This is a genomic window from uncultured Oscillibacter sp. (assembly GCF_950073225.1).
Lineage (GTDB): Bacteria > Bacillota > Clostridia > Oscillospirales > Oscillospiraceae > Oscillibacter.
In genome coordinates this window covers 89,687-111,810 of sequence record NZ_CATMPS010000004.1, presented here as the reverse complement: position 1 = coordinate 111,810, position 22,124 = coordinate 89,687, and the positions used below count along the sequence as shown (strand labels likewise).

Annotated in this window: 21 protein-coding genes and 2 pseudogenes; 15 read left to right on the top strand and 8 right to left on the bottom strand. The window is 60.7% G+C overall.

Features of this window, described 5'->3' with window-relative positions; all coding sequences use genetic code 11:
* Positions 1 to 136 precede the first annotated feature (136 nt).
* From Q1M04_RS04255 to nifS, 5 genes are all read right to left on the bottom strand, one after another.
* The gene (locus Q1M04_RS04255; protein ID WP_300346228.1) at positions 137 to 697 is read right to left on the bottom strand and encodes an ECF transporter S component; all 561 of its coding nucleotides are present in this window, start codon (positions 695 to 697) and stop codon (positions 137 to 139) included.
* 100 nt (positions 698 to 797) lie between these two features.
* Positions 798 to 1,574 (bottom strand): carbon-nitrogen hydrolase family protein, encoded by a 777-nt coding sequence (locus Q1M04_RS04250; RefSeq protein ID WP_300346230.1) that lies wholly within the window; start codon positions 1,572 to 1,574, stop codon positions 798 to 800.
* A gap of 22 nt (positions 1,575 to 1,596) precedes the next feature.
* On the bottom strand, positions 1,597 to 2,673 hold the full coding sequence (mnmA, locus tag Q1M04_RS04245; protein WP_300446642.1) for a tRNA 2-thiouridine(34) synthase MnmA: 1,077 nt from the start codon (positions 2,671 to 2,673) through the stop codon (positions 1,597 to 1,599).
* Positions 2,663 to 3,094: a Fe-S cluster assembly scaffold protein NifU gene (nifU, locus tag Q1M04_RS04240; RefSeq protein ID WP_300346234.1), complete on the bottom strand. Its 432-nt coding sequence runs from the start codon at positions 3,092 to 3,094 to the stop codon at positions 2,663 to 2,665. Before nifU ends, mnmA begins: the two co-directional genes overlap by 11 nt.
* A 14-nt stretch (positions 3,095 to 3,108) precedes the next feature.
* Positions 3,109 to 4,296, bottom strand: a complete 1,188-nt coding sequence (nifS, locus tag Q1M04_RS04235; RefSeq protein WP_300346236.1) for a cysteine desulfurase NifS — start codon at positions 4,294 to 4,296, stop codon at positions 3,109 to 3,111.
* 456 nt (positions 4,297 to 4,752) lie between these two features.
* Between nifS and trpB the strand changes: the two genes are divergently transcribed.
* The 5 genes from trpB (at position 4,753) to Q1M04_RS04210 (ending at position 9,706) form a co-directional block, all read left to right on the top strand.
* The gene (gene trpB, locus Q1M04_RS04230; RefSeq protein ID WP_300346238.1) at positions 4,753 to 5,943 is read left to right on the top strand and encodes a tryptophan synthase subunit beta; all 1,191 of its coding nucleotides are present in this window, start codon (positions 4,753 to 4,755) and stop codon (positions 5,941 to 5,943) included.
* Complete coding sequence (trpA, locus tag Q1M04_RS04225) at positions 5,936 to 6,706, top strand: tryptophan synthase subunit alpha (RefSeq protein ID WP_300346240.1); 771 nt, start codon at positions 5,936 to 5,938, stop codon at positions 6,704 to 6,706. The genes trpB and trpA overlap by 8 nt, the downstream gene beginning before the upstream one ends.
* Before the next feature lie 228 nt (positions 6,707 to 6,934).
* A complete protein-coding gene (locus Q1M04_RS04220; RefSeq protein WP_300346241.1) occupies positions 6,935 to 7,549 on the top strand; it encodes a peptidase C39 in 615 nt (204 codons plus the stop codon).
* Between the two features lie 30 nt (positions 7,550 to 7,579).
* Positions 7,580 to 8,839, top strand: a complete 1,260-nt coding sequence (locus Q1M04_RS04215) for a dicarboxylate/amino acid:cation symporter (RefSeq protein WP_300346242.1) — start codon at positions 7,580 to 7,582, stop codon at positions 8,837 to 8,839.
* Positions 8,840 to 8,866: 27 nt separating this feature from the next.
* A complete protein-coding gene (locus Q1M04_RS04210; protein ID WP_300346243.1) occupies positions 8,867 to 9,706 on the top strand; it encodes a S9 family peptidase in 840 nt (279 codons plus the stop codon).
* Positions 9,707 to 9,752: 46 nt separating this feature from the next.
* On the opposite strand, the gene Q1M04_RS04205 is transcribed toward Q1M04_RS04210, so the two are convergent.
* Positions 9,753 to 10,184 (bottom strand): Rrf2 family transcriptional regulator, encoded by a 432-nt coding sequence (locus tag Q1M04_RS04205; RefSeq protein ID WP_300346245.1) that lies wholly within the window; start codon positions 10,182 to 10,184, stop codon positions 9,753 to 9,755.
* A 227-nt stretch (positions 10,185 to 10,411) separates the two neighbouring features.
* Between Q1M04_RS04205 and cysK the strand changes: the two genes are divergently transcribed.
* The 9 genes and pseudogenes from cysK to Q1M04_RS04165 all read left to right on the top strand — a co-directional run.
* Positions 10,412 to 11,344 carry a cysteine synthase A gene (cysK, locus tag Q1M04_RS04200; protein WP_300346246.1) on the top strand — a complete coding sequence of 311 codons (933 nt, stop codon included), beginning with the start codon at positions 10,412 to 10,414 and terminating at the stop codon, positions 11,342 to 11,344.
* 348 nt (positions 11,345 to 11,692) lie between these two features.
* The gene (locus Q1M04_RS04195; protein WP_300346247.1) at positions 11,693 to 12,739 is read left to right on the top strand and encodes a methionine ABC transporter ATP-binding protein; all 1,047 of its coding nucleotides are present in this window, start codon (positions 11,693 to 11,695) and stop codon (positions 12,737 to 12,739) included.
* Positions 12,720 to 13,400 carry a methionine ABC transporter permease gene (locus tag Q1M04_RS04190; protein ID WP_300346248.1) on the top strand — a complete coding sequence of 227 codons (681 nt, stop codon included), beginning with the start codon at positions 12,720 to 12,722 and terminating at the stop codon, positions 13,398 to 13,400. Before Q1M04_RS04195 ends, Q1M04_RS04190 begins: the two co-directional genes overlap by 20 nt.
* Before the next feature lie 12 nt (positions 13,401 to 13,412).
* Positions 13,413 to 14,372, top strand: a complete 960-nt coding sequence (locus Q1M04_RS04185) for an L-lactate dehydrogenase (protein ID WP_300346250.1) — start codon at positions 13,413 to 13,415, stop codon at positions 14,370 to 14,372.
* A gap of 38 nt (positions 14,373 to 14,410) precedes the next feature.
* Complete coding sequence (locus Q1M04_RS04180) at positions 14,411 to 15,274, top strand: MetQ/NlpA family ABC transporter substrate-binding protein (protein WP_300346251.1); 864 nt, start codon at positions 14,411 to 14,413, stop codon at positions 15,272 to 15,274.
* Between the two features lie 63 nt (positions 15,275 to 15,337).
* The gene (locus tag Q1M04_RS04175) at positions 15,338 to 16,738 is read left to right on the top strand and encodes an FAD-binding oxidoreductase (protein WP_300346252.1); all 1,401 of its coding nucleotides are present in this window, start codon (positions 15,338 to 15,340) and stop codon (positions 16,736 to 16,738) included.
* Positions 16,722 to 17,903: a pyridoxal phosphate-dependent aminotransferase gene (locus tag Q1M04_RS04170; protein WP_300346253.1), complete on the top strand. Its 1,182-nt coding sequence runs from the start codon at positions 16,722 to 16,724 to the stop codon at positions 17,901 to 17,903. Before Q1M04_RS04175 ends, Q1M04_RS04170 begins: the two co-directional genes overlap by 17 nt.
* Positions 17,904 to 17,977: 74 nt before the next feature.
* Positions 17,978 to 18,469: pseudogene (locus Q1M04_RS16105) on the top strand (M20/M25/M40 family metallo-hydrolase); the annotation flags it as partial.
* Positions 18,442 to 19,053, top strand: a pseudogene (locus Q1M04_RS04165) (peptidase dimerization domain-containing protein); the annotation flags it as partial. The pseudogenes Q1M04_RS16105 and Q1M04_RS04165, both read left to right, overlap by 28 nt.
* Positions 19,054 to 19,159: 106 nt before the next feature.
* On the opposite strand, the gene Q1M04_RS04160 reads toward Q1M04_RS04165, so the two are convergent.
* Positions 19,160 to 19,507 (bottom strand): helix-turn-helix domain-containing protein, encoded by a 348-nt coding sequence (locus tag Q1M04_RS04160; RefSeq protein WP_300346254.1) that lies wholly within the window; start codon positions 19,505 to 19,507, stop codon positions 19,160 to 19,162.
* Between the two features lie 116 nt (positions 19,508 to 19,623).
* Between Q1M04_RS04160 and Q1M04_RS04155 the strand changes: the two genes are divergently transcribed.
* The gene (locus Q1M04_RS04155) at positions 19,624 to 20,160 is read left to right on the top strand and encodes an SLOG family protein (protein ID WP_300346255.1); all 537 of its coding nucleotides are present in this window, start codon (positions 19,624 to 19,626) and stop codon (positions 20,158 to 20,160) included.
* A 65-nt stretch (positions 20,161 to 20,225) separates the two neighbouring features.
* Here the strand turns inward: Q1M04_RS04155 and Q1M04_RS04150 are convergent, their stop codons facing one another.
* Positions 20,226 to 21,941, bottom strand: coding sequence for an ammonium transporter (locus Q1M04_RS04150; RefSeq protein WP_300346257.1), 1,716 nt, complete (start codon positions 21,939 to 21,941; stop codon positions 20,226 to 20,228).
* Between the last annotated feature and the right edge of the window lie 183 nt (positions 21,942 to 22,124).

The window sequence follows — 22,124 nt, the reverse complement described above, 5'->3', positions numbered from 1 at the left end:
GGTCTGTTTCCCGCCCGATTCCCAGCGCCACGGGCTCTCTGTGGGGGCATAGCCGGTTTGATCTCCGCTTCAACGGTTTAAACGGTTTATGCGTGCAGTATAGCGCGGGAAGCGCCCCTTGTCAAGAGGCAATTTCTTAGGCCCGCATTTTTTCCAGCTGCCCCGCCTGACGGAGGGAGGGGGACAGGGCGGCGTACAGCACCGGCGTAGCGATCATGGCGGCGATGGCGTTGAGGAGGGAGGCGGGCAGCTTGCTGCCCATGGTGACCACGGCGGTCTCCATAGGATAGCCGTAGACGAACATCTGGAACACAAAGGTTTTCAGCATGTACATGGCCACGTAGGACAGGGCCCCGGCCACACAGGCGGCAATGTTCCGGCTGTGATTCCCGGCCTCCGTTCCGCCGGAGAAGGCGATTTTGGCGCAGATCCAGGCCATGAGGAATTTGGTCACAAAGGTGATGGAGCAGTTCAGCAGGTCGTACCCGCCGAACAGGGCGTCATACAGCGTGGAGCCCAGGCCCGCCGCCAGCCCGCCGGCCAGGGGTCCCATCAGCAGGCCGCTTAGCAGACAAAGAGCGTTGGCGAAGTGGATCTTCGAGCCGAAGAGGGGAAAACGGAAAAACGTCACCGCGCACACCAGGGCCGCCAGCACGGCGGTGTACACGATCTTTTGCGTAGTCCAAGTTTGCTTCATGTCAAATGCCTCCAGTAAGAAGTCTTTGCGACAGTATACTTTATAGCTGACCTTTTGTGAATATCCAATTTAAAGATTTTTTATAAGGTCAGTTCCGCTTTTACAAAGTCAGCCAGGGCCGGGCCGCCCGTTCCTGAGCGGTCTGCTCCAGGGGAACGTCCAGCAGAATGAGCTCCTCACCATCCCCGGCCAGGTGCAGAAGCGCCCCGTTGGGCGCGGCCAGCAGGGACTGTCCGGCAAATTCCATTTGGTCCTCCCGGCCGACTCGGTTGCACATGGCGGTAAACACGGTGTTTTGAAAGGCCTGTACCCGCACCTCCCAGGCAAACAGCTCCAGCGGCTCGCCTACAATGTTGGCGGTTGGAATCAACACCAGCTCCGCCCCCTGCCGGGCACAGCTTTGAATCCCGTCCGGCAGATGCCGGTCGAAGCAGATGACAATCCCGATTTTCCCGAAGGGGGTGTCATAGACCTTGAAGCCGTCGTCGGAGGACGTATAGTAATCCTGCTCGTAGAAAAACCGGGACTGGGAGATGTGGACCATTTTAGAGATGCCCATAATCTCTCCGTCCACCCCAATCATCGGCGAGGCGTCATAGCGCCTGCCGTCCAGCTCCAGGTAGAGGTTGGGGCTGGCCCAGATACGGGCCTCCCGGCAAGCGGTTCGAATGGCTGTCAGCTCCGGGCCGTCCGGCGTCATGACCCAGGGGCCGGCGTCCCGTTTCTCGTACTGAGGGAAAAAGGGAGAGAGCTGGATCTCGGGGAAGAAGATCAAATCCGCCCCGTCCTCTCCGGCGCGGCGGATCGCCCGGAGGGTTTTGTCCAGGTTCTCCTGGATGGAACCGCTCATGGCGGTCTGTGACATTGCCAGCTTCATGGTTTCCTCCGTTTCTGAACAGTTAATCCGATGGAAGGATGACACCGCCGCCCAGCACCGTGTCTCCGTCGTACAAAACCGCTGCCTGCCCCGGCGCGGGGACAGGCTGGGGCTCGTCAAATACCACGCGTACCCGGTTTAGACCGGCGGGAAAGACGATGACGGGGAGCTCCTTTTGTGTGCTCCGCAGCTTGACGCCGCAGCGGAAGGGGATATTTGGCACCTCGCCGGAAATCCAGTAGAACGCCCCAACGCCGATCCAGGCGCGGAGCAGCGTGTCCTTTGTGCCGAGGGTGACCGTGTTGTCCTTCGCGGAAATGGCGCGGACATAGAGACGCTCCGGGGCGGAGACTCCCAGGCCCCGCCGCTGGCCAATGGTGTAGTGGATGACGCCCCGGTGGGTCCCCAGGACCTTCCCGTCGGCGTCCACAAAGTTCCCGGGCACAGAGGCCCTGCCTGAAACACGCTCCACGGCGGCGGCGTAGTCCCCGTCGGGGGCAAAGCAGATATCCTGGCTGTCCGGTTTTTCCGCATTGAGGAGCCCTTCGTCCTGCGCGATTTGGCGGACCTGGGCTTTTCGCAGCCCGCCCAGGGGGAACAGGGTGTGGGCCAGCTGGTCCTGGGTCATGCTGTAAAGGAAATAGCTCTGGTCTTTGGCCGGGTCCAAGGCCTTTTTCAAGACATACCGCCCGCCCCGCTGTTCAATCCGCGCATAGTGCCCGGTAGCGAGATAGTTAAAGCCCAAGACCCTGGCCCGGTCTAAAAGTATCCCGAATTTCAGATGCCGGTTGCAGTCAATGCAGGGATTGGGCGTCAGGCCGCTTTCGTAACCGGCGGCGAATTTCTCCATCACCGCTGTCCGGAATGCGTCCTTGAAGTTGAACACGTAGTAGGGGATCTCCAGCCGAAAGGCCGCCGCCCGGGCGTCCTCCACGTCGTCCAGGGAGCAGCAGGTCCGATGGCTTGAGATCCCCGCCTCCTGATTGTCGTAAAGCCTCATAGTACAACCGGCGCAGTAATACCCCTGCCTCTTCAGCAAAAGAGCGGCGACGGAAGAATCCACGCCGCCGCTCATGGCGACCAAAACCTTACTGCCCACAGCCTTCACAGTGGGCGCAGTCCGGGAACTGGGCCGGGTCGTAGGCGATGCCGTGCCGGTCATAGTAGTCCTTCAGCGCCGCCTTGATGGCCTCCTCCGCCAGGACGGAACAGTGGAGCTTGTGGGCCGGGAGGCCGTCCAGGGCCTCGGCCACCGCCTGGTTCGTCAGGGCCATGGCCTCAGAAACCGGCTTTCCCTTGATCATCTCCGTGGCCATGGAGCTGGAGGCGATGGCGCTGCCGCAGCCGAAGGTCTCGAATTTCACGTCCTCAATGACGCTGTCCCGGATTTTCAGGTAGATTTTCATGATATCCCCGCACTTGGCGTTGCCTACCTCGCCCACGCCGTCGGCGTCCTCAATAACTCCCACGTTTCGGGGATTGCGGAAGTGGTCCATCACTTTTTCACTGTATAAAGCCATGATTTCACTCCTCCTCAGATGATATGCGGTGTCTTGCCGCTCTCTAAATCCCGCCACACCGGGGACATGCTCCGCAGGTACGCCACCACGTCCCGGACGGCTTCGATCAGATACTCCACGTCCTCCTCCGTGGTCTCCTCGCTGATGGTCAGGCGCAGGGAGCCGTGGGCGATTTCGTGGGGCCGCCCGATGGCCAGCAGCACATGGCTGGGGTCCAGGGACCCGGAGGTGCAGGCGGACCCGGAGGAGGCACAGATTCCCTTTTCGTCCAGCAGGAGCAGCAGGGACTCGCCCTCAATGCCCTCGAAGCAGAAATTCACGTTGCCGGGGAGGCGCTTTGCCGGGTCGCCGTTCAGAACGCTGTGGGGAATCTCCGAGAGTCCCGCGATCAGCCGGTCCCGCAGGGCGGAGACGGTGGCGGCGTTTTCCGTCAGATGGGCGCAGGACTCCTCCAGCGCCGCCGCCATGCCCATGATGCCCGGAAGGTTTTCCGTCCCGGCCCGCTTGCCCCGCTCCTGGGCGCCGCCCTCGATGAGATTCGTCAGCGCCACGCCCCGGCGGGCGTACAGGACGCCCACGCCCTTGGGCCCGTGGAACTTGTGGGCGGAGAGGGAGAGGAGGTCCATATTCTGCCGCCTCACGTCAATGGGCAGGTGCCCCGCCGCCTGGACCGCGTCGGTGTGGAACAGCACCCCCGCCTCCCGGCAGACCGCCCCGATTTCCGAGACGGGCTGGACGGTGCCGATTTCGTTGTTGGCGTACATGACCGTCACCAGGCAGGTGTCCGGCCGGAGGGCCTCCCGGACCTGTTCCGGCGTTACCAGGCCGTTTTCGTGGACGTCCAGCAGGGTGACCTGGAACCCCTCCTGTTCCAGCCTTTTCAGGGTGTGGAGCACGGCGTGGTGCTCGAAGGCGGTGGAGAGAATGTGGCGCTTATTTCTCCGGGCCCCCAGGGCGGCGGCGGAGCGGATAGCCTGGTTGTCCGCCTCGCTTCCGCCGGAGGTGAAGGTGAGCTCCTTTGCCTCGCAGCCCAGGCAGGCGGCAATCCTGGCCCGGGCGTCCTCCAGAGCCTCCTTGGCCCGCTGGCCGAAGGCGTAGAGGCTGGAGGGGTTGCCGTAGAGCCCGTCCATATAGGGCAGCATGGCGTCGATAGCGGCCCGGCTCATTTTCGTCGTAGCCGCATTGTCCGCGTATATTTTCATAAGAACCTCCGTTTTATTACCTACTGTTTTTATTGGTAATTGGAGTATGGCACGAAAAGCCTGTTTTGTCAATAGGCAATTTAACGCTTTGAAACTTTCTCTTGACAACTGGCGGCGGCCGCGCTATAATGGCCGCAATCTAACAAAGTAAACCGTTGAAGTGAAGGTAAAGGCCGCTTACGCGCGCGCAGAGAGTCCGGGATGGTGGAATCCGGGCCGAGAGGTGGACGGCCACAATGGGTCACGGAGGGCGCGGCAAAAGCGGGGATTTTCCCCCCGTCAGTAGCTCGCGACGCTGGAGGCAGGCGTTATCTTGCCGGGGGTATGATAGTACCCTGCTGAGGGCACGGCTTTTGCCGTGAAACAAGGTGGCACCGCGGTTTTTTGACCGTCCTTGATGAAATGTGATTTCATCGAGGGCGGTTTTTTGCTGCCAAAATTGAGGAGGAATTTTCTATGACAAATCAAAAGGGACGGTTCGGCGTCCACGGGGGGCAGTACATCCCCGAGACGCTGATGAACGCCGTGCTGGAGCTGGAGGCGGCCTATGGCCGCTGCAAGGCCGACCCGGCTTTCCAGGCGGAGCTGACGGAGCTTTTGAACGAGTACGCCGGGCGGCCCAGCCGGCTCTATTACGCGGAGAAGCTGACAAGGGATCTGGGCGGGGCCAAGGTCTATTTGAAGCGGGAGGACCTGAACCACACCGGGGCCCACAAGATCAACAACGTCTTAGGCCAGGCCCTGCTGGCCAAGAAGATGGGCAAGACCCGGCTCATCGCCGAGACCGGGGCGGGGCAGCACGGCGTGGCCACCGCCACCGCCGCCGCCCTGATGGGCATGGCCTGCGTGGTCTTCATGGGGGAGGAGGACACGAAGCGCCAGGCGCTGAACGTCTACAAAATGCGGCTCCTGGGGGCGGAGGTGGTCCCCGTCACCACCGGCACCGGGACGCTGAAGGACGCCTGCTCCGCCGCTTTCCGGGAGTGGATCAACCGCATTTCCGATACCCACTACTGCCTGGGCTCCGTCATGGGCCCCCACCCGTTTCCCACCATCGTCCGGGACTTCCAGGCGGTGATTTCCAAGGAGATCAAGGAGCAACTCCTGGAAAAGGAGGGGCGGCTCCCCGACGCGGTGGTCGCCTGCGTGGGCGGCGGGTCCAACGCCATCGGGGCCTTCTACCATTTTCTCGGCGACCCCTCTGTCCGGCTCATCGGCTGCGAGGCCGCCGGGCGGGGCGTGGACACCCCCGAGACCGCCGCCACCATTGCCACAGGCCGGGAGGGCATCTTCCACGGCATGAAGAGCTACTTCTGCCAGGACGCATACGGCCAGATCGCCCCGGTGTACTCCATCTCCGCCGGTCTGGACTACCCCGGCATCGGCCCGGAGCACGCCATGCTCCACGACACGGGCCGGGCGGAGTATGTGCCCGTCACCGACGAGGAGGCCGTCCAGGCCTTCGAGTACCTGAGCCGAACGGAGGGGATCATCCCCGCCATCGAGTCCGCCCACGCCCTGGCCCACGCCATGAAGCTGGCCCCCACGATGGGGAAGAATCAAATCATCGTTGTCAACATCTCGGGCCGGGGCGATAAGGACTGCGCCGCCATCGCCCGCTACAGAGGGGAGGATCTCCATGAGTAACATTGCCAGAGCCTTTGCCAAGGGCAAGGCGTTCATCCCGTTCATCACCTGCGGCGACCCGGATCTGGAGACCACCGCCAGGGCCGTCCGGGCCATGGCGGAGGCCGGGGCGGACCTCATCGAGCTGGGTATCCCCTTTTCCGACCCCACCGCCGAGGGCCCCGTCATCCAGGAGGCCAACGTCCGCGCCCTGGCCTCCGGGACCACCACGGACAAGATCTTCGACCTGGTCCGGGACCTCCGGCGGGACGTGGCGGTCCCCATGGTCTTCATGACCTACGCCAACGTGGTGTTTTCCTACGGCTCGGAGAGGTTCATCTCCACCTGCGCGGAGACCGGCGTCGACGGCCTCATCCTGCCGGATGTGCCTTTTGAGGAAAAGGAGGAGTTCGACCCCCTCTGCAAACGGTACGGCCTGGACCTCATCTCCCTGGTGGCCCCCACCTCGGAGGACCGGATCGCCGCCATCTGCCGGGAGGCCGCCGGGTTCGTCTACGTGGTCTCCAGCCTGGGGGTCACGGGGGTACGCAGCGAGATCACCACGGACATCGGCGCCATGGTGCGGCTCATCCGGGCCAATACGGACCTGCCCTGCGCCGTGGGCTTTGGCATCTCCACGCCGGAGCAGGCGAGAAACATGGCGGGCCTCTCCGACGGGGCCATCGTGGGCAGCGCCATCGTCAAGCTCATCGCCCGTTATGGCCGGGAGGCCGCGCCCTATGTGGGGGACTACGTGCGGTCCATGAAGACCGCTCTGCTGTAGAGATTCTTCATCGAAACCCCAGATGCACAGCGTCTGGGGTTTTCCTCTGCTTTTAGCGCTGATTCCAAGGAACCATCATACGCCTGCCGAAATATGAAAAGGCAGTACGTGGAAAAATAGGCAATATACCTATTTATAAAGTTGGTTAATAGGTGTATAATGTCGTTATGATTTGATGAATCTTGCCCGCCGGTCAGAGTCATGTGCCTGGAATACAAGGAGAGTAAAATGAAAAACCCTTTGCACTATCAAATGACAGAATATGACTGTGGACCCACTTCCATGCTCAACGCAATCAGCTACCTGTTTCACCGGGAGGAGATCCCTCCGGAAATCGTCCGGAATATCATGCTGTACTGTCTGGACTGCTTCGGCCCGGACGGCGCCAGCGGAAAGTGCGGAACCTCCTGCATGGCCATGATGTTCCTCGGCAATTGGCTGAGTGGTTTTGGCCAAGCGGGTCATCTGCCGGTTTCAAGCCAATATCTCTCCGGACGGGAGGTGAATTTTTCGCAAAACGGAGGGCTGTCAGATGCCCTGCGCCGCAAGGGGGCCGCCGTTGTCCGGGTGGACCTGGAGGGCTGGCACTATGTGCTGTTGACAGGTATTCAGAAGGACATGGTATACTTCTTCGACCCCTATTACAGAACGGAGCCTTTCGATGACCTCGATCTTCGGGTTGAAACTGCTTGCCCGGACGCCTATAATCGCATCGCGCCAATCCACTGTTTTGAGGGAAACAGCGTATACGCCCTGCCGCCCCCGGAAAAACGGGAAGCTGTCTTGCTGTTCAATGAGAACACAAAGCTGACTGCGGAAACGACTGTGGAATATATCATCTGATTTTCACAAAATGAAGGGAGCGCATTGACCATGACATCAAAAACATCCTCCTATCGGGAACCCTTGATTCTGATTGCGTTCGTGGCCCTGGGAGCGGTCCTTGGAATTGTCCTGGGAGAAAAGGCCGCGTTCCTTTACCCCATCGGACAGATCTGGCTGAATATGCTGTTCGTTCTGCTGGTGCCGTTGATTTTCTTCTCTATCTCCAGCTCCATTGCGGGAATTACCGACACCCGCCGGGTGGGGAAGATGCTGGCGCTGACCATCGGTATCTTTGTCCTTACAGCCGCCGCTGCCGGGATCTATATGTTTTTGGTCACCGGAATCTTTGGCGTGGATACCTCCATTCAGATTGAGGCGGGAGAGGCGGCTGGAGAGCGGGCAGCGGCCGGAATCGGTGAACAGATTGTCAACGCGTTTACCGTCAGTGACTTCCCTCTGGTGATTTCCAGGGGGCACATCCTGGCTCTGATCGTCTTCACAGTGTTCTTTGGAATTACAGTGTCCGTTCTGGGTGAGAAGGGCCGCCCGGTGGCGGAATGGCTGAGCAATTTGTCTCTGGTGTTTTACAAAATGGTGGCGTTGCTGATGAAGCTGGCCCCTTTGGGCCTTCTGGCCTATTTTGCAAATCTGACCGGAACCTATGGAGCGGATCTGCTGAAAAGCTACGTCCGGGGACTGCTGATCTACTATCCCGCCGCCATCATTTATTTCTTCGTATTTCTGGCCCTCTACGCATTCCTGACGGCGGGACCTTGGGGCGTGAAGAACTACTTCAAAAATATCCTCACACCTGCCCTGACTGCTCTTGGCACCCGTTCCTCCGCTGCCGCTCTGCCTTTGCAGTTGGATGCCTGCGACAAGCTGGGGGTTCCCCGGGAGGTCAGCTCTGTGGTCGTGCCGGTGGGAGCAACCTGTCACATGGATGGGGCCTGTATCGCTACCATTTATGAAATTGTCCTCTGCTGCGCCCTGTTTAGTCGTCCGTTGAACAGCATTGGCGATTTTGCCTTTGCTCTGGTCATTGCGGTAGCCGGTTCTGTGGCCGTGTCCTCTGTTCCCGGCGGCGGCGCGGCGATGGAAACCATGGTGATTTCCGCCTTTGGCTTTCCTGCCGCGGCCTTGCCGGTGCTTCTGATGATGACTCAACTCTTTGACGCCGGCTGTACCCTGATCAACTCCTGCGGCGACACAGCGGCCTCCATGCTGGTGACACGAGCGCTGTACGGAAGGGATTGGTACAAACAAAACTTAAACGAAAAAACAGAGAAAGCCGTTTCCGGAAACTAAACGGCGGGAAAGGGGAGGCTACTGCGAGTGAGCGTGTTTGCGCGATGTAAGGGAACGCGGTACGGCGGCGACTGCCGCCCGGATATCCACGGGATTCTGATTCCCGGCAAGCGGGGCAGGCTGCTGTCCGTACTCTATACCGCCGGAGAACCGGGTCCGCATCCCACCGTCCTGCTGCTCCATGGGATTCCCGGCTGCGAGCGAAATTTTGACCTGGCGCAGGCGCTCCGCCGGGCAGGCTTTCATGTGCTGGTGTTTCACTACAGCGGCAGCTGGGGCAGTGATGGGGATTACTCCTTGACCCATGATCTGGAGGACGCCGACACCGTTCTGGACTATCTTGTGGAAGATACCGCGCATGGTATTGACAAAGAACGAATCTACGCGGTCGGCCACAGCATGGGAGGCTTCGTCTGTGCGCATCTGACGGCTCACCGGGCGGAAATCAGAGCCGGAGTCCTTATGATGCCCTGTGATATTGGGCGCTTTCCGCAGATTGCCGCCAGTGACGCCGCCGCTGCCGAAACCATCCGCCAGGTGCTGGAAGACAGCGCTCCATGGCTGAACGGCACCAGTGGAAAGGCTCTGCTGGAGGAAACGGTTGCTCACAGCCAGGAGTTCCGTTTGGAGGGGCTGGCGGAGCCGCTGTCAAAAAAACCGGTCTTGTGCGTCGCCGGAAGTCTGGATGTTTATACGCCGCCGGAACATCACTGTGTCCCTCTGGAACGTGCTGTCCAAAAGCAAAACGGCGTCCTGTTCCGTCTGGTCAGCTACCCGACAGACCACTTCTTTTCCGACTGCCGGGAAACAGTCGCCCAGACGGTTAAGACCTTTCCCCTGGAACAACTTTCCGTCGAAAAAAGCTGACAAAGGCCGCCGAGTCCCACAGAATCGTGGAAACCGGCGGCCTTCCTTATATTACATAATTGTTTCCGGCGTCACATGAATGGGTGAGATCCGCTATTGTAATGTGATCCAGATACTCATTGATAACCCGGTTCAGCCCTTTCCAGACCGGCAAAGTACGGCAATCCGAAGCCCTTGGACAGACGTCTGCGGTCTCCTCCAGACAGGTAACGGGCGCCAGCGTTTCCTCCGTCAGCCGTAAGACCTCTCCTACCGTGTATTGCTCCGGTCTGCGCGTCAGCTTGTAACCGCCTCCCTTGCCCCGCACGCCGGTGAGCAGCCTGGCTTTGACCAGCGTCTTGATAATGGCTTCCAAATATTTTTCTGAAATTTCTTGCCGCTGTGCGATTGCTTTCAGGGGAACGTACCCCTCCGATGGATGCTCAGCCAGGTCAGCCATAACCCGCAGGGCATAGCGGCCCTTTGTCGAAATCAGCATGGTATTCCTCCTTCCAGAGATAAACCCATTATAAAGCAGGGTTAATAGGGAATCAATAGAAATCTTTTTAAATAACGCTTGACAAAAGGAAGCGGTAGGCATATAATCCAGATTAACCCACTAGAAAGGTTGGTATTTATGAAGCTATACCGCGCCTCCTTTCGATGTCGCCGGTCCCATTCCGCATGGTGACACGATAACAACATAGATTGAGGAGGATTTTTATCATGAGCAAGATTTACACATCCGCCGACCAGCTGATCGGCAAAACGCCCCTTTTGGAGCTGGTCCACATTGAAAAGGAAGAGGGCCTGGAGGCCCGGGTCCTGGCGAAGCTGGAGTACTTCAACCCCGCCGGGTCTGTCAAGGACCGGATCGCCAAGGCCATGATCGACGACGCCGAGGCCAAGGGCCTTTTGAAGCCCGGCTCCGTCATCATTGAGTCCACCTCCGGCAACACGGGAATTGGGCTGGCCTCCGTGGCCGCCGCCCGGGGGTACCGCATCATCATCGTCATGCCGGAGACCATGAGCGTGGAGCGCCGCCAGATCATGAAGGCCTATGGCGCGGAGCTGGTTTTGACCGAAGGGGCCAAGGGCATGAAGGGCGCCATCGCCAAGGCCGACGAGCTGGCCAAGGAGATCCCGAACAGCTTCATTCCCGGACAGTTCGTGAACCCCGCCAACCCTGCCGCCCACAGGGCCGCCACCGGCCCGGAGATCTGGGAGGACACCGAGGGCAAGGTGGATATCTTCGTGGCGGGCGTGGGCACCGGCGGAACCCTCACCGGCGTGGGAGCGTACCTCAAGGAACAAAATTCCGCCATCAAGGTTGTGGCCGTGGAGCCCGCGTCCTCCCCGGTGCTGAGCAAGGGCACCGCCGGGGCCCACAAGATTCAGGGCATCGGCGCGGGCTTTGTCCCCGACGTGTTGGACACCAGGATCTATGATGAGGTCATCCCGGTGGAAAATGACGATGCCTTCGCCGCCGGGAAGCTGGTGGGGAAGAAGGAGGGCGTGCTGGTGGGTATCTCCTCCGGCGCGGCGGTCTGGGCGGCCATGGAGCTTGCCAAGCGGCCTGAGAACAAGGGAAAGACCATCGTGGCCCTGCTGCCGGACACCGGGGACCGCTACCTCTCCACGCCGCTGTTCGCGGACTAAGCGAGCATCCAAAAATTCCGCCGCAGCGCGGTAAACCTTTGGCGCATCCGACAGACTTTCCCTTTTTCTCAGTTTCCCATTGACAGTGATGACCAGACATGCTAATATACCTACTATCATAGTTCGTTAATGAAAGAAGGGCGTGCAATGTTTTACCAGGGTTTCCGAATGCAGGGCGGCATGTGCATGGGCATGATGAATGTCCAGGCTTCCTTGCGCTCACTTGCCGCCTGCCCGAACCATTTGGGGATCGTTTGACCTGACGCGCCGCGCCGTTTCAACGACTGCCGACCAAAGCGGGGAGCTGTGAGCTCCCCGCTTTTTTGCGCCTAAAAGGAGGGATTCTTTTTGATAGAGCTCAATCACATTTCCAAGGACTTTGACAGCGGCCCCCAGCAGGTCCATGCTGTCCGGGACGTCTCCCTCACGATTGAAAAGGGAGAAATCTTCGGGATCATTGGTTTCTCCGGGGCTGGAAAGTCCACTCTGGTCCGATGTATCAACCTGCTGGAGCGGCCCACCGCCGGAACGGTGACGGTGGACGGGCAGGAGCTGACGGCCCTCCCGGCCAGGGAGCTCCGCCAGGCCCGGAAGAAAATCGGCATGATCTTCCAGCAGTTCCACCTCATGCCCTCCCGGACGGTGTTCGGCAACGTGGCCTACCCCCTCCGGGGCAGCGGCCTGAGCAAACGGGAGATCGAGGAAAAGGTCCGGGGGCTTTTGGACCTGGTGGAAATCGGGGACAAGGCGGACGCCTATCCCCGGCAGCTCTCCGGCGGACAGAAGCAGCGAGTGGCCATCGCCCGTGCCCTGGCCAACGACCCCAGCGTCCTGCTCTGCGACGAGGCTACCTCCGCCCTGGACCCCCAGACCACCAAGTCCATCCTCCGCCTCATCCAGCGGCTGAATGAGACTCTGGGCATCACCGTGGTGGTCATCACCCACGAGATGGCGGTGGTGAAGGAAATCTGCGGCCGGGTGGCGGTGATGGAGCAGGGCTGCGTGGTGGAGCAGGGGGAGATCTTCTCCATCTTCGCGGACCCCAAGGCTCCCATTACCCGGAGCTTTGTCCGTACCACGTCCAACCTCCAGAAGATCGAGGAGCTGATCGCCCAGGACTCCCCCATCGTCCGCCTGGGGCCCGGGGAGCTGATCGTCCGGCTGAGCTATGTGGAGCGGAGCCCTTCAGAGCCTGTCATCTCCGAGGCGTCCCTGCGCTTCGGCGTGGTGCTGAACATCATCTTCGCCGACATCGAGATCGTCCAGGGCGCGCCCATCGGCGGTACGGTGGCCATCATCGGCGGAGAGCGGGCCCAGGTCACGGCGGCAGTGGAGTACATGATCGAGAAGAACGTGGGAGTGGAGGTGCTGAAGGATGCGCAAGACGCTGGTTAATTGGATGCCCCATGTGATGGAGCGGCTTCCTGATCTCTGGGAGGCGGTGGCGGACACGCTGCTGATGGTTCTGTGGTCCGGGGCGGTGTCCTTCCTGCTGGGGATGCTTCTGGGGGTGCTGCTGACGGTGACGAAGCCGGGGGCCATCCTGGAGAACCGTCCCTTGTACCAGATCGTGGACAAGGTGGTAAGCCTCTTCCGGTCCATCCCCTTCATCATCCTGCTGACCTGGGTGATGCCTCTGTCCCGGGCCCTGATGGGAACCACGCTGTACGTACGGGGGGCCATCGTGCCCCTGGTCTTTGGCTCTGTGCCCTTTTTCTCCCGGCAGGTGGAAAGCGCCCTGGCGGAACTGGACTACGGACTTGTGGAGGCGGCCCTTTCCATGGGCTCCAGCCCTCTGGAGATCATCTTCCGGGTCTACCTCCGGGAGAGCGTCGCCGCCATCGCCCGGGGGACCACCATCACCCTGGTAAGCCTTTTGAACTTGACGGCCATGGCCGGCGTGGTGGGAGCCGGGGGCCTTGGGGACTTTGCCGTCCGTTACGGCCACGACCGGAATTGGGCCGACGTGACCAACGTGACGGTGGTGCTGCTGGTGGTCATCGTCTGCGTGATTGAGTTTATTGGAAATCGGGTTGTGAACAGGACCCGTCATTAAGGAGAGAGGAACATGGAACTGCAAAAGCGGAAAATTGTTGTCATCGGCGCGGGGCATGTGGGTTCCCACGCGGGCTATGCCCTGATTTCCCAGGGACTCGCCGAGGAAATCGTATTCATCGACGTGGACCGGAAAAAGGCGGAGGCGCAGGCGCTGGATTTGTTCGACGCCACGGCTTACTTACCCAGCCGGGCGGTTGTCAGGGCGGGGGACTACGGCGACGCGGCGGACGCCCAGCTGCTGATTGTGGCGGCGGGCCCTCTGCCGGATATGAGCAGGGGGCAGACCCGCATGGACACCTTGCGCCAGACCATCGAGATTATGAAGGACGTGACGGAGGCCATCCGAATGTCCGGCTTTGCCGGAATCATTTTAAGTATTTCAAATCCCGCCGACGTGGTGGCCCATTACATTCAGCACAAGCTGAACTGGGACCCCCGGCGCATTCTCTCCACCAGCACCACCCTGGACTCCGCCCGCCTTCGCCGGGCTCTGGCCGAGGCCATCGGCGTGGATCAGAAGTCCATTACCGCCTACGCCCTGGGAGAGCACGGGGAGAGTCAGATGGTCCCCTGGTCCGTGGTGAGCATTGCCGGAAAGCCCCTGGCTCAGCTCCGGGAGGAGCGGCCGGATACCTACGGCAAGCTGGACCTGGACGCCATTGCCGCGGCGGGGAGAGCCGGCGGCTGGACCATCCTGGGCGGGAAGGGATCCACCGAGTTTGGAATCGGCGCCAGCATTGCCGAGGTGGTCCGGGCCATCTTCCACGATGAGGACCGGATCCTTCCGGTCTCCGTCTTGCTGGAGGGCCAGTACGGCCAGAACGGCGTCTACGCCAGCGTTCCCGCCCGGCTGAACCGCCATGGCGTGGCGGATATCATAGAACTGAAGCTCGCGCCGGAGGAGCAGGCCCGGTTTGCCGCCTCCTGCGCGACCATGGACGAAAATTTCAAGCTGTCCCTGACCCTGTAAGTCCGACATTTTAAACGACCAATTAGGAGGAAACGATCATGAAATTCAAGAATACAGTTACCCTTGTCCTTACCGCAGTTTTGCTCACCCTGTCCCTGACCGCCTGCGGCTCCAAGCCCGCCGGAGACTCCGCCGCTTCCGAGCCCGTCACCGTCAAGCTGGGCGTGGTGGGGGCCATTTACGAGGACCTGTGGAAGCCTGCCCAGGAGGCCCTGAAGGCGGAGAACATCGACCTGGAGCTGGTGCAGTTCTCCGACTACGTGACGCCAAATAACGCCCTGGCAAACAACGAAATCGACCTGAACGCCTTCCAGCACCGCATCTATCTCCAGAGTGAAATTGAAAGCGCCGGCTACGAGATCGAAACCATCGGCAACACCTTCATCATCCCCTTGAACATCTACTCCCAGAAAATATCCTCCGTGGAGGAGCTGAAGGACGGCGACGTGGTGGCCATCCCCGACGATCTGACCAATGGCGGCCGGGCCCTGAAGGTCCTGGAGGCGGCAGGGCTTATCAAAATCAGCGACGCGGCGGGCTTTAACCCCACACTGGAGGACATTGAGACCTACAATGTAGGAATCACCATTGAGGAGCTGAAAGCCAACGTCATCCCCTCCGCCCTGCCCGACGTGGCCGCCGCCGTGGTAAACGGAAACTATGCCCTGGACTTCGGCCTGAAAACGGAGGAGGCCATCTATAAGGACTCCGTTCTGGATGTGGAGGAGTACTGGAACCTGATCGCCGCCCGGACGGCCGACCTGAGCGACCCTGCCAAGGTGGAGACTTACCGGAAAGTGGTCCAGGCCTTCCAGAGCGAGGCCACGGAGAAGGTCTTCAACGAGGACTACGGCGGGTACTTCATCAAAGTGGGCTGGGACCGGGATCTGCTGCCCCAGTAAGAAAACACCGGCGGAGTCCCTTCCTCAGAGGGAGGGGCTCCCCTTGAACAGGAGGAATGACCGATGCGGATTGACCGGCAGGCGATCTGGGACATCGTGGGAGACGAGTCCCGGTTCATCTTTGACAGCATCCCCCCGGAGTACCTCACCGACGCCCTGGGCCGCCTCTGCGGCGCGGCGGAGGCACTGGTATTCCCTCTCTCCGCCCAGGAGGTCAGCGGTATTCTGCGCTATGCCCATGAGCACCGGGTCCCCGTGACCCCCCGGGGGGCGGGGACGAACCTGGTGGGGTCCACCGTGCCTCTCCAGGGAGGTATCATCCTGGATTTCAGCCGCATGAACCGCGTTCTGGAGCTGGACCGGGACACCCTGACCGTCACCGTGGAGCCGGGTATCCTGCTCCAGAACCTCCAGGCCTATGTGGAGAGCCAGGGCTTCTTCTACCCGCCGGACCCCGGCGAGAAGGCCTCCAGTCTGGGGGGCAACATCAGCACCAACGCCGGAGGAATGCGGGCGGTGAAGTACGGCGTCACCCGGGACTATGTCCGAGGGCTGGAGGCCGTCCTGGCGGACGGGACCATTCTTACCGTGGGCGGCAAGCAGGTGAAGGACGCCAGCGGCCTGAGTCTCAAGCACCTGCTGGTGGGCTCCGAGGGGACCCTGGCGGTGATTACGAAGTGCGTTCTCCGGCTTGTGCCCAAGCCCGAGGCCTCTGTCAGCGTCCTGGTGCCCTACCGGGACCTGGAAACCGGCATCCGCAGTGTCCTGGCCATTCTCCGGGCCGACGCGAACCCCACGGCGGTGGAATTCATGGAGCGGAAGGTGGTGGCTCTGGGAGAGAAGTTTTCCGGCGTGGAATACCCCTGCCCCGAGGCGGGGAGCTATATCCTCCTGACCTTTGACGGCCATAAGGCCGAGGTGGAGGCCAACCTGGAGCGGGTCCGGGATTTGGTGTTGAAAAACGGGGCGCTGGATTGTATCTTATTGGAAGATCCCGCCCGGGCGGCAGACATCTGGAAGGTCCGGGGGGCCCTGGTGAAGGCCGTGGAAGCCGTCAGCGAGCAGGAGCCCGTGGACATTGTGGTGCCCATCAGCCGCACGGCAGACTTCATCGCCTTCATCAACGGACTGGAGGCCTCCTCCGGCGTCCAGATGGTCAGCTTCGGCCACGCCGGGGACGGCAACGTCCACCTGTGTGTGGTCCGGGGGGACCGGGACGGGCCGACCTGGGAACGGGAGCTCCACGCCGTCATGGACCGGGCCTATCACGAGGCTTACAGGCTGGGGGGCGTTGCGTCCGGGGAGCACGGCATCGGCGTTTCCAAGCGGCGCTACTTCCTCCGGGAGTCCGGCCGGGAGAACCTGGCCATCATGAACCGGATCAAGGACGCTCTGGATCCCCTGCACATTTTGAACGACCATAAATCCTACATTGGAGGGTACGACCATGCAGAGCCTGTCTGAGCGCACCAATACCTTTACGGACTCGGTGATCCGCCGCATGACCCGCATTTCCAATCAATACGGCGCGGTGAACCTCTCCCAGGGCTTCCCGGACTTCAACCCGCCCCAGGCCATCCTGGACCGGTTGGCGGAGGTCAGCCGGGAGGATTTCCACCAGTACTCCATCACCTGGGGAGCCCAGAACCTCCGGGAGGCCCTGGCGGCAAAGCAGTCCCATTACATGGGCTTCCCCATCGATCCCAACGGGGAGATCACCGTCACCTGCGGAAGCACTGAGGCCATGATGGCCGCCATGATGACCGTGGCGAACCCTGGGGATAAAGTCATCGTCTTCTCCCCCTTCTATGAGAACTACGGGGCGGACACCATCCTCTGCGGGGCGGAGCCCATCTACGTGCCCCTGACGCCGCCGGACTTCCGCTTTGACCCGGAGGTCCTGGAGGACGCCTTCCGCCTCCGGCCCAAGGCGCTGATTCTCTGCAACCCCTCCAACCCCTGCGGCCGGGTTTTCACCCGGGAGGAGCTGGAGACCATCGGCGCCCTGGCGGAAAAATACGACGCCTACATCGTCACTGACGAGGTCTATGAGCACATCGTCTACGCCCCCCACAAGCACACCTACTTCGCCGCCCTGCCCGGCATGCGGCAGAGGACCATCTCCTGCTCCTCCCTGTCCAAGACCTACTCCATCACCGGCTGGCGGCTGGGGTACACCATCGCCCCGCCAGAGATTACGGACCGGATCAAGAAGGTCCACGACTTCCTCACCGTGGGCGCGGCGGCACCCCTCCAGGAGGCGGTCATCCCCGGTCTGAAATTCGGCCAGGACTACTACGACGGCCTCCTGGCGGAGTATACCCACAAGCGGGACCTGTTCTTGAAGGGTCTGGACGACCTGAAGCTCCGCCACACTGTTCCGGAGGGGGCCTATTACATCCTGCTGGACATCTCGGAGTTCGGCTATGACAGCGACCTCAAATTCTGTGAGGACCTGGCGGAGAAGGTGGGCGTGGGGGCGGTCCCCGGGTCCAGCTTCTTCCGGGAGCCGGTGAACCACCTGATCCGCTTCCACTTCGCCAAACGGGACGAGACCCTGCTGGACGCCCTGAATCGCCTGGAGGGGCTGCGGGAGAAAATACCGGTGAAAGGCGGCGTGAGAGCGTGAGTTTGAGCGTTAATGAGTTGTCGGATTATGTTATTTCTCTGCGGCGGGAGTTTCACCGGCACCCGGAGATATCCATGGAGGAGGAGTGGACCTGTGCGAGAATCTGCCAGGAGCTGCCCGCCCTTGGAATCCCCTGTGAAATCGTCGGCGATAAAAATGTAATTGGCCGTCTGGAATTCGGCGAGGGGCGGCGCATAGCCTTCCGGGCGGATTTTGACGCGCTGCCGGTGGGAGAGACCCTGGACGTACCCTGGAAAAGCCAACAAGAGGATGCGATGCACGCCTGCGGGCACGACGGGCACACCGCGGCGCTGCTGGGGGCGGCCAGGCTTCTGCGGTCCGCCGGAGAGCGGCTGCGCGGGACCGTCTACCTCTGCTTCCAGCAGGGCGAGGAGGTGGGAGAGGGCACCCAGGAATGCGTGGAGTATCTAAAACGGAGCGGCGGAGTGGATATGGCCATAGGCGCGCATCTGTTTCCCGCCTTCGAAACCGGGACCATTGACGTTGACCCGGGTCTGCGGGCCAAGGGCGCCGGTTTTTTCACATTGACATCACCGGCAAGGGCGGACACGGCTCCCGTCCCGATCTCGTGCCCAACGCGCTGGCCATGGCCTGCGATATCTACCAGCACCTGGTTTCGATTCCCTCCAACCGCTTTGAGGCGTCCCGGGCCTGTGTCGTCGCCCCATGCGCCCTCCAGGCCGGGCAGAGCTGGAACATCCTGCCCGAGAGCGCCTGGCTGGAGGGGACCATCCGTTTCTCCAACCCGGAGGACGGGGAGACGCTGATGAACCTGATCCGAAGCACTGCCGGGGGGATTGCCGGAATCCACGGCGGGGCGGCGCGGGTCGAATCCAGCTTTGCGGCGTATCCCATCATCAACGATCCCGGCGCGGCGGCCCTTGGTCAGGCCGCGTCCTCCGCCTGCGGACTGACGCTGCTTCATACGCCGCCCGCCGCCATATCGGATAATTTTTCGGAGTTCCTCCGGGCGTTTCCGGGGTTCTTCTGCTTCGTTGGCTGCCGTTCCGCCCGGAAGGGCGGCAGCAGTGTCCACCACGCTCCAAATTTCGACTTTGACGAAGCCGCCCTGGCCCATATTTCCCGTTTTTTCTCCGCGTGCGTGGAACAGTTCCTATTAAAACCGTAGTGGGCAAGGAATATCACGGTGAAACGGATGCCCTGCACGGCCATCGAAACAGGTCCCCATTTGCTTAAAATAAAAAGTGAGGCTTGACGTTCTTCTTGAGAATCTGTCAAGTCTCACTTTCTTTTTCCTTGTTTGTATTGACTGCCGCGATAAAACTGTTTATGATATCTCCCAGATAATGGTATTGATCTGGAGTCAATTGAGAAAACTTAGCGGAGAGGGGCAAAGTATCGCCGCCGGATATTTCGCCGAACAAGAGGTAATCCGCACTAATCTCCAGGGTGCGGCATAGCTTGACGATATTATGAGGCCGCAAAGCCTTCAGTCCAGTCTCTGCCGTTGAGATCGTCTGCGTCGTCATATCGGCTCGCTCGGCAAGCTCCTCCTGGGTCAGGCGGAGCTGTTTCCGACGCCGCATCAGGCGCTCTCCCATACTTTGAAGCAACTCGTCCATTGTACTCCTCCTAATAATAACATTCTATCCGCTATGGCGTAGAAATTTAACAGTCTATAGATAGAAATTATTATTTAGAGCGTATATAATGGAGAAAAAACGAGGAGGGACAAACCTTGAAAAACGCGTGTACTTTTACTGGGCCAAAGCCCACCCGGTTTAAGTTCAAGTACAACGAAGACTACACGTTATGCAAAAAAATTAAAAAGGCTATGCTGCTTCAGATGAAACGCCTATATAGTGAAAAAGGCGTCCGTAGATTTTATATTGCCGGCGCCATCGGCGTACATCTCTGGGCCGGGGAGCTGGCGCTTCAGCTGAAATCACAAACAGGATTTGAGGATTTGGAGCTGATCGTTGTGCAGCCATTTCCAGAATATGACAGACAGTGGGACGTTAAAAGCAGAAAGCGGATGGAGTTCTTGATCCGCAACAGTACGGAATGCATTATAATAGGAAAGTCGGTCAGTCAAGGAAATTATGTTCTGGCCAACCGCTATTTGGTAGATCATGCACAGTTTTTAATTGCGGTAAGCGAGCATGCGGGTGATTTACCTTCGGATATGACACAAATGGAGGCATACGCCTACCAAAAGAGTCTGGGTATGATCTTCATCCATCCCGATACGGTCGAGGTGAAGGGAGCCTTTTAGAGGCTTTTACGCGAGCAAAAAGAAACCGCTTTGCGGGAACGCAAAGCGGCTTCTTTGTATGTATGTTACCGGTACTCCTCATCCTGCAAGGCATCGTAGCCCTGTTCGCCGGTGCGGACCTTCACCACGTTTTCCACGTTGTAGACGAAGATCTTCCCGTCGCCGTAGGCCCCGGTGTAGAGTACCTGCCGGGCGGTGTCCACCACCAGGCTCACCGGCACCTTGCTGACCACGATGGAGACCTGGATGCTGGGCAGCATGGTGGCCTCCACCTTGGCCCCCCGGAAGTAGCCCTCGGTCTTCCCCCGCTGCTCGCCGCAGCCCATGACGTTGGTGGCCGTCATGCCCGTGATCCCGATGTTGAACATGGCCCGTTTCAGGGCGTCGAAGCGCTCCATCTTGCACAGGATGTCCACCCGGGTCATCTTCACGCCGCCCTGGGGAATCTCGACGGCGGGGGCGGGCACCGCCTCCACGGGCACCGCCTCCCGGACGGGCACGGCGGCGGGGGCCATGGGGATGGGCAGGCCGTCCGGCGTGTCGTCGTAGACGAAGGCGAAGCCGCCGTAGGCGGAGGGCAGGCCGTGCTCGGTGATGTCCAGGCCCTTCAGCTCCTCCTCCTGGGAGACCCGGAGGCCGATGGTGTGCTTGATGACCTGGAAGACGATGGTGATCATCACCGCCGCCCAGAGGGCCGTAACGGCCACGCCCAGACACTGGATGAGAAGGAAATGGGCCCCGTGGCCGTAGAAGAGGCCGTCGCTGGTGGAGAAGAGGCCGGTGAGAATGGTTCCCGCCGCGCCGCAGACGCCGTGGACGGAGATGGCGCCCACCGGGTCGTCGATCTTTAACACGGAGTCAAAGAAGTTCACGGAGATGGGCAGCAGTAGCCCGGCGATGACGCCGATGGCGGCGGCCCCCGCAGGAGAGACCATGTCGCACCCGGCGGTGATGGCCACCAGCCCGGCCAGGGCGGCGTTGAGGGTCATGCCCACGTCGGGCTTCTTGTAGCGGATCCAGGTGTAGATCATGGTGACCACGCTGGCCACCGCCGGGGCCATGTTGGTGGTGACGAAAATCAGCCCCGCGCTGGCGATCACGTCGTCTCCCTCCATGCTGACGGTGGAGCAGCCGTTGAAACCGAACCAGCAGAACCAGAGGATGAACACCCCCAGGGCCCCCAGGGACAGGCTGTGGCCCAGGATGGCCCGGGGCTTGCCCTCATCGTCGTACTTGCCGATCCGGGGACCCAGGATGGCCGCGCCGATGCAGGCGCAGACACCCCCCACCATGTGGACCGCCGTGGACCCGGCGAAGTCGTGGAAGCCCATCTGGCTCAGCCAGCCGCCGCCCCAGATCCAGTGGCCGGAGATGGGGTAGATGAAAGCGGAGATGCAGAAGGAGTACAGGCAGTAGGAGATGAACTTGGTCCGCTCCGCCATGGACCCGGAGACGATGGTGGCCGAGGTGGCGCAGAAAACCGTCTGGAAAATCAGGTACGCGAACAGGGGCACCCCGGCGGGGAGGATGGCGGCGTAGTCCCCTCGGACGAAGGGGTCCAGCCCCCCGATGATGGCCCCGGACCCGGCGAACATCAGCCCGAAGCCCAGAATCCAGTACGTAGGCGTGCCGATGCAGAAGTCCATCAGGTTCTTCATGAGGATGTTGCCCGTGTTCTTGGCCCGGGTGAAGCCCGCCTCGCACATGGCGAAGCCCGCCTGCATCAGGAAGACCAGGGCCGCTCCCAGCAGGACCCAGATGGTGCTGACAGATGAATACATATGTTTCCCTCCTTGAATAAAAAAGAACAAAGGCATCCGGGAGCCTTACGCTCTCAGGACGCCTTTGCCCTTGCGATGGTCTCACTTTACCACGGCGGCGGCAAGATCGTCAATGGAGGGACTGCCAAGATATTGGGCGAGTTCGCCAAAAAAATTCTGTAAAATCATACAACATGTACAGAG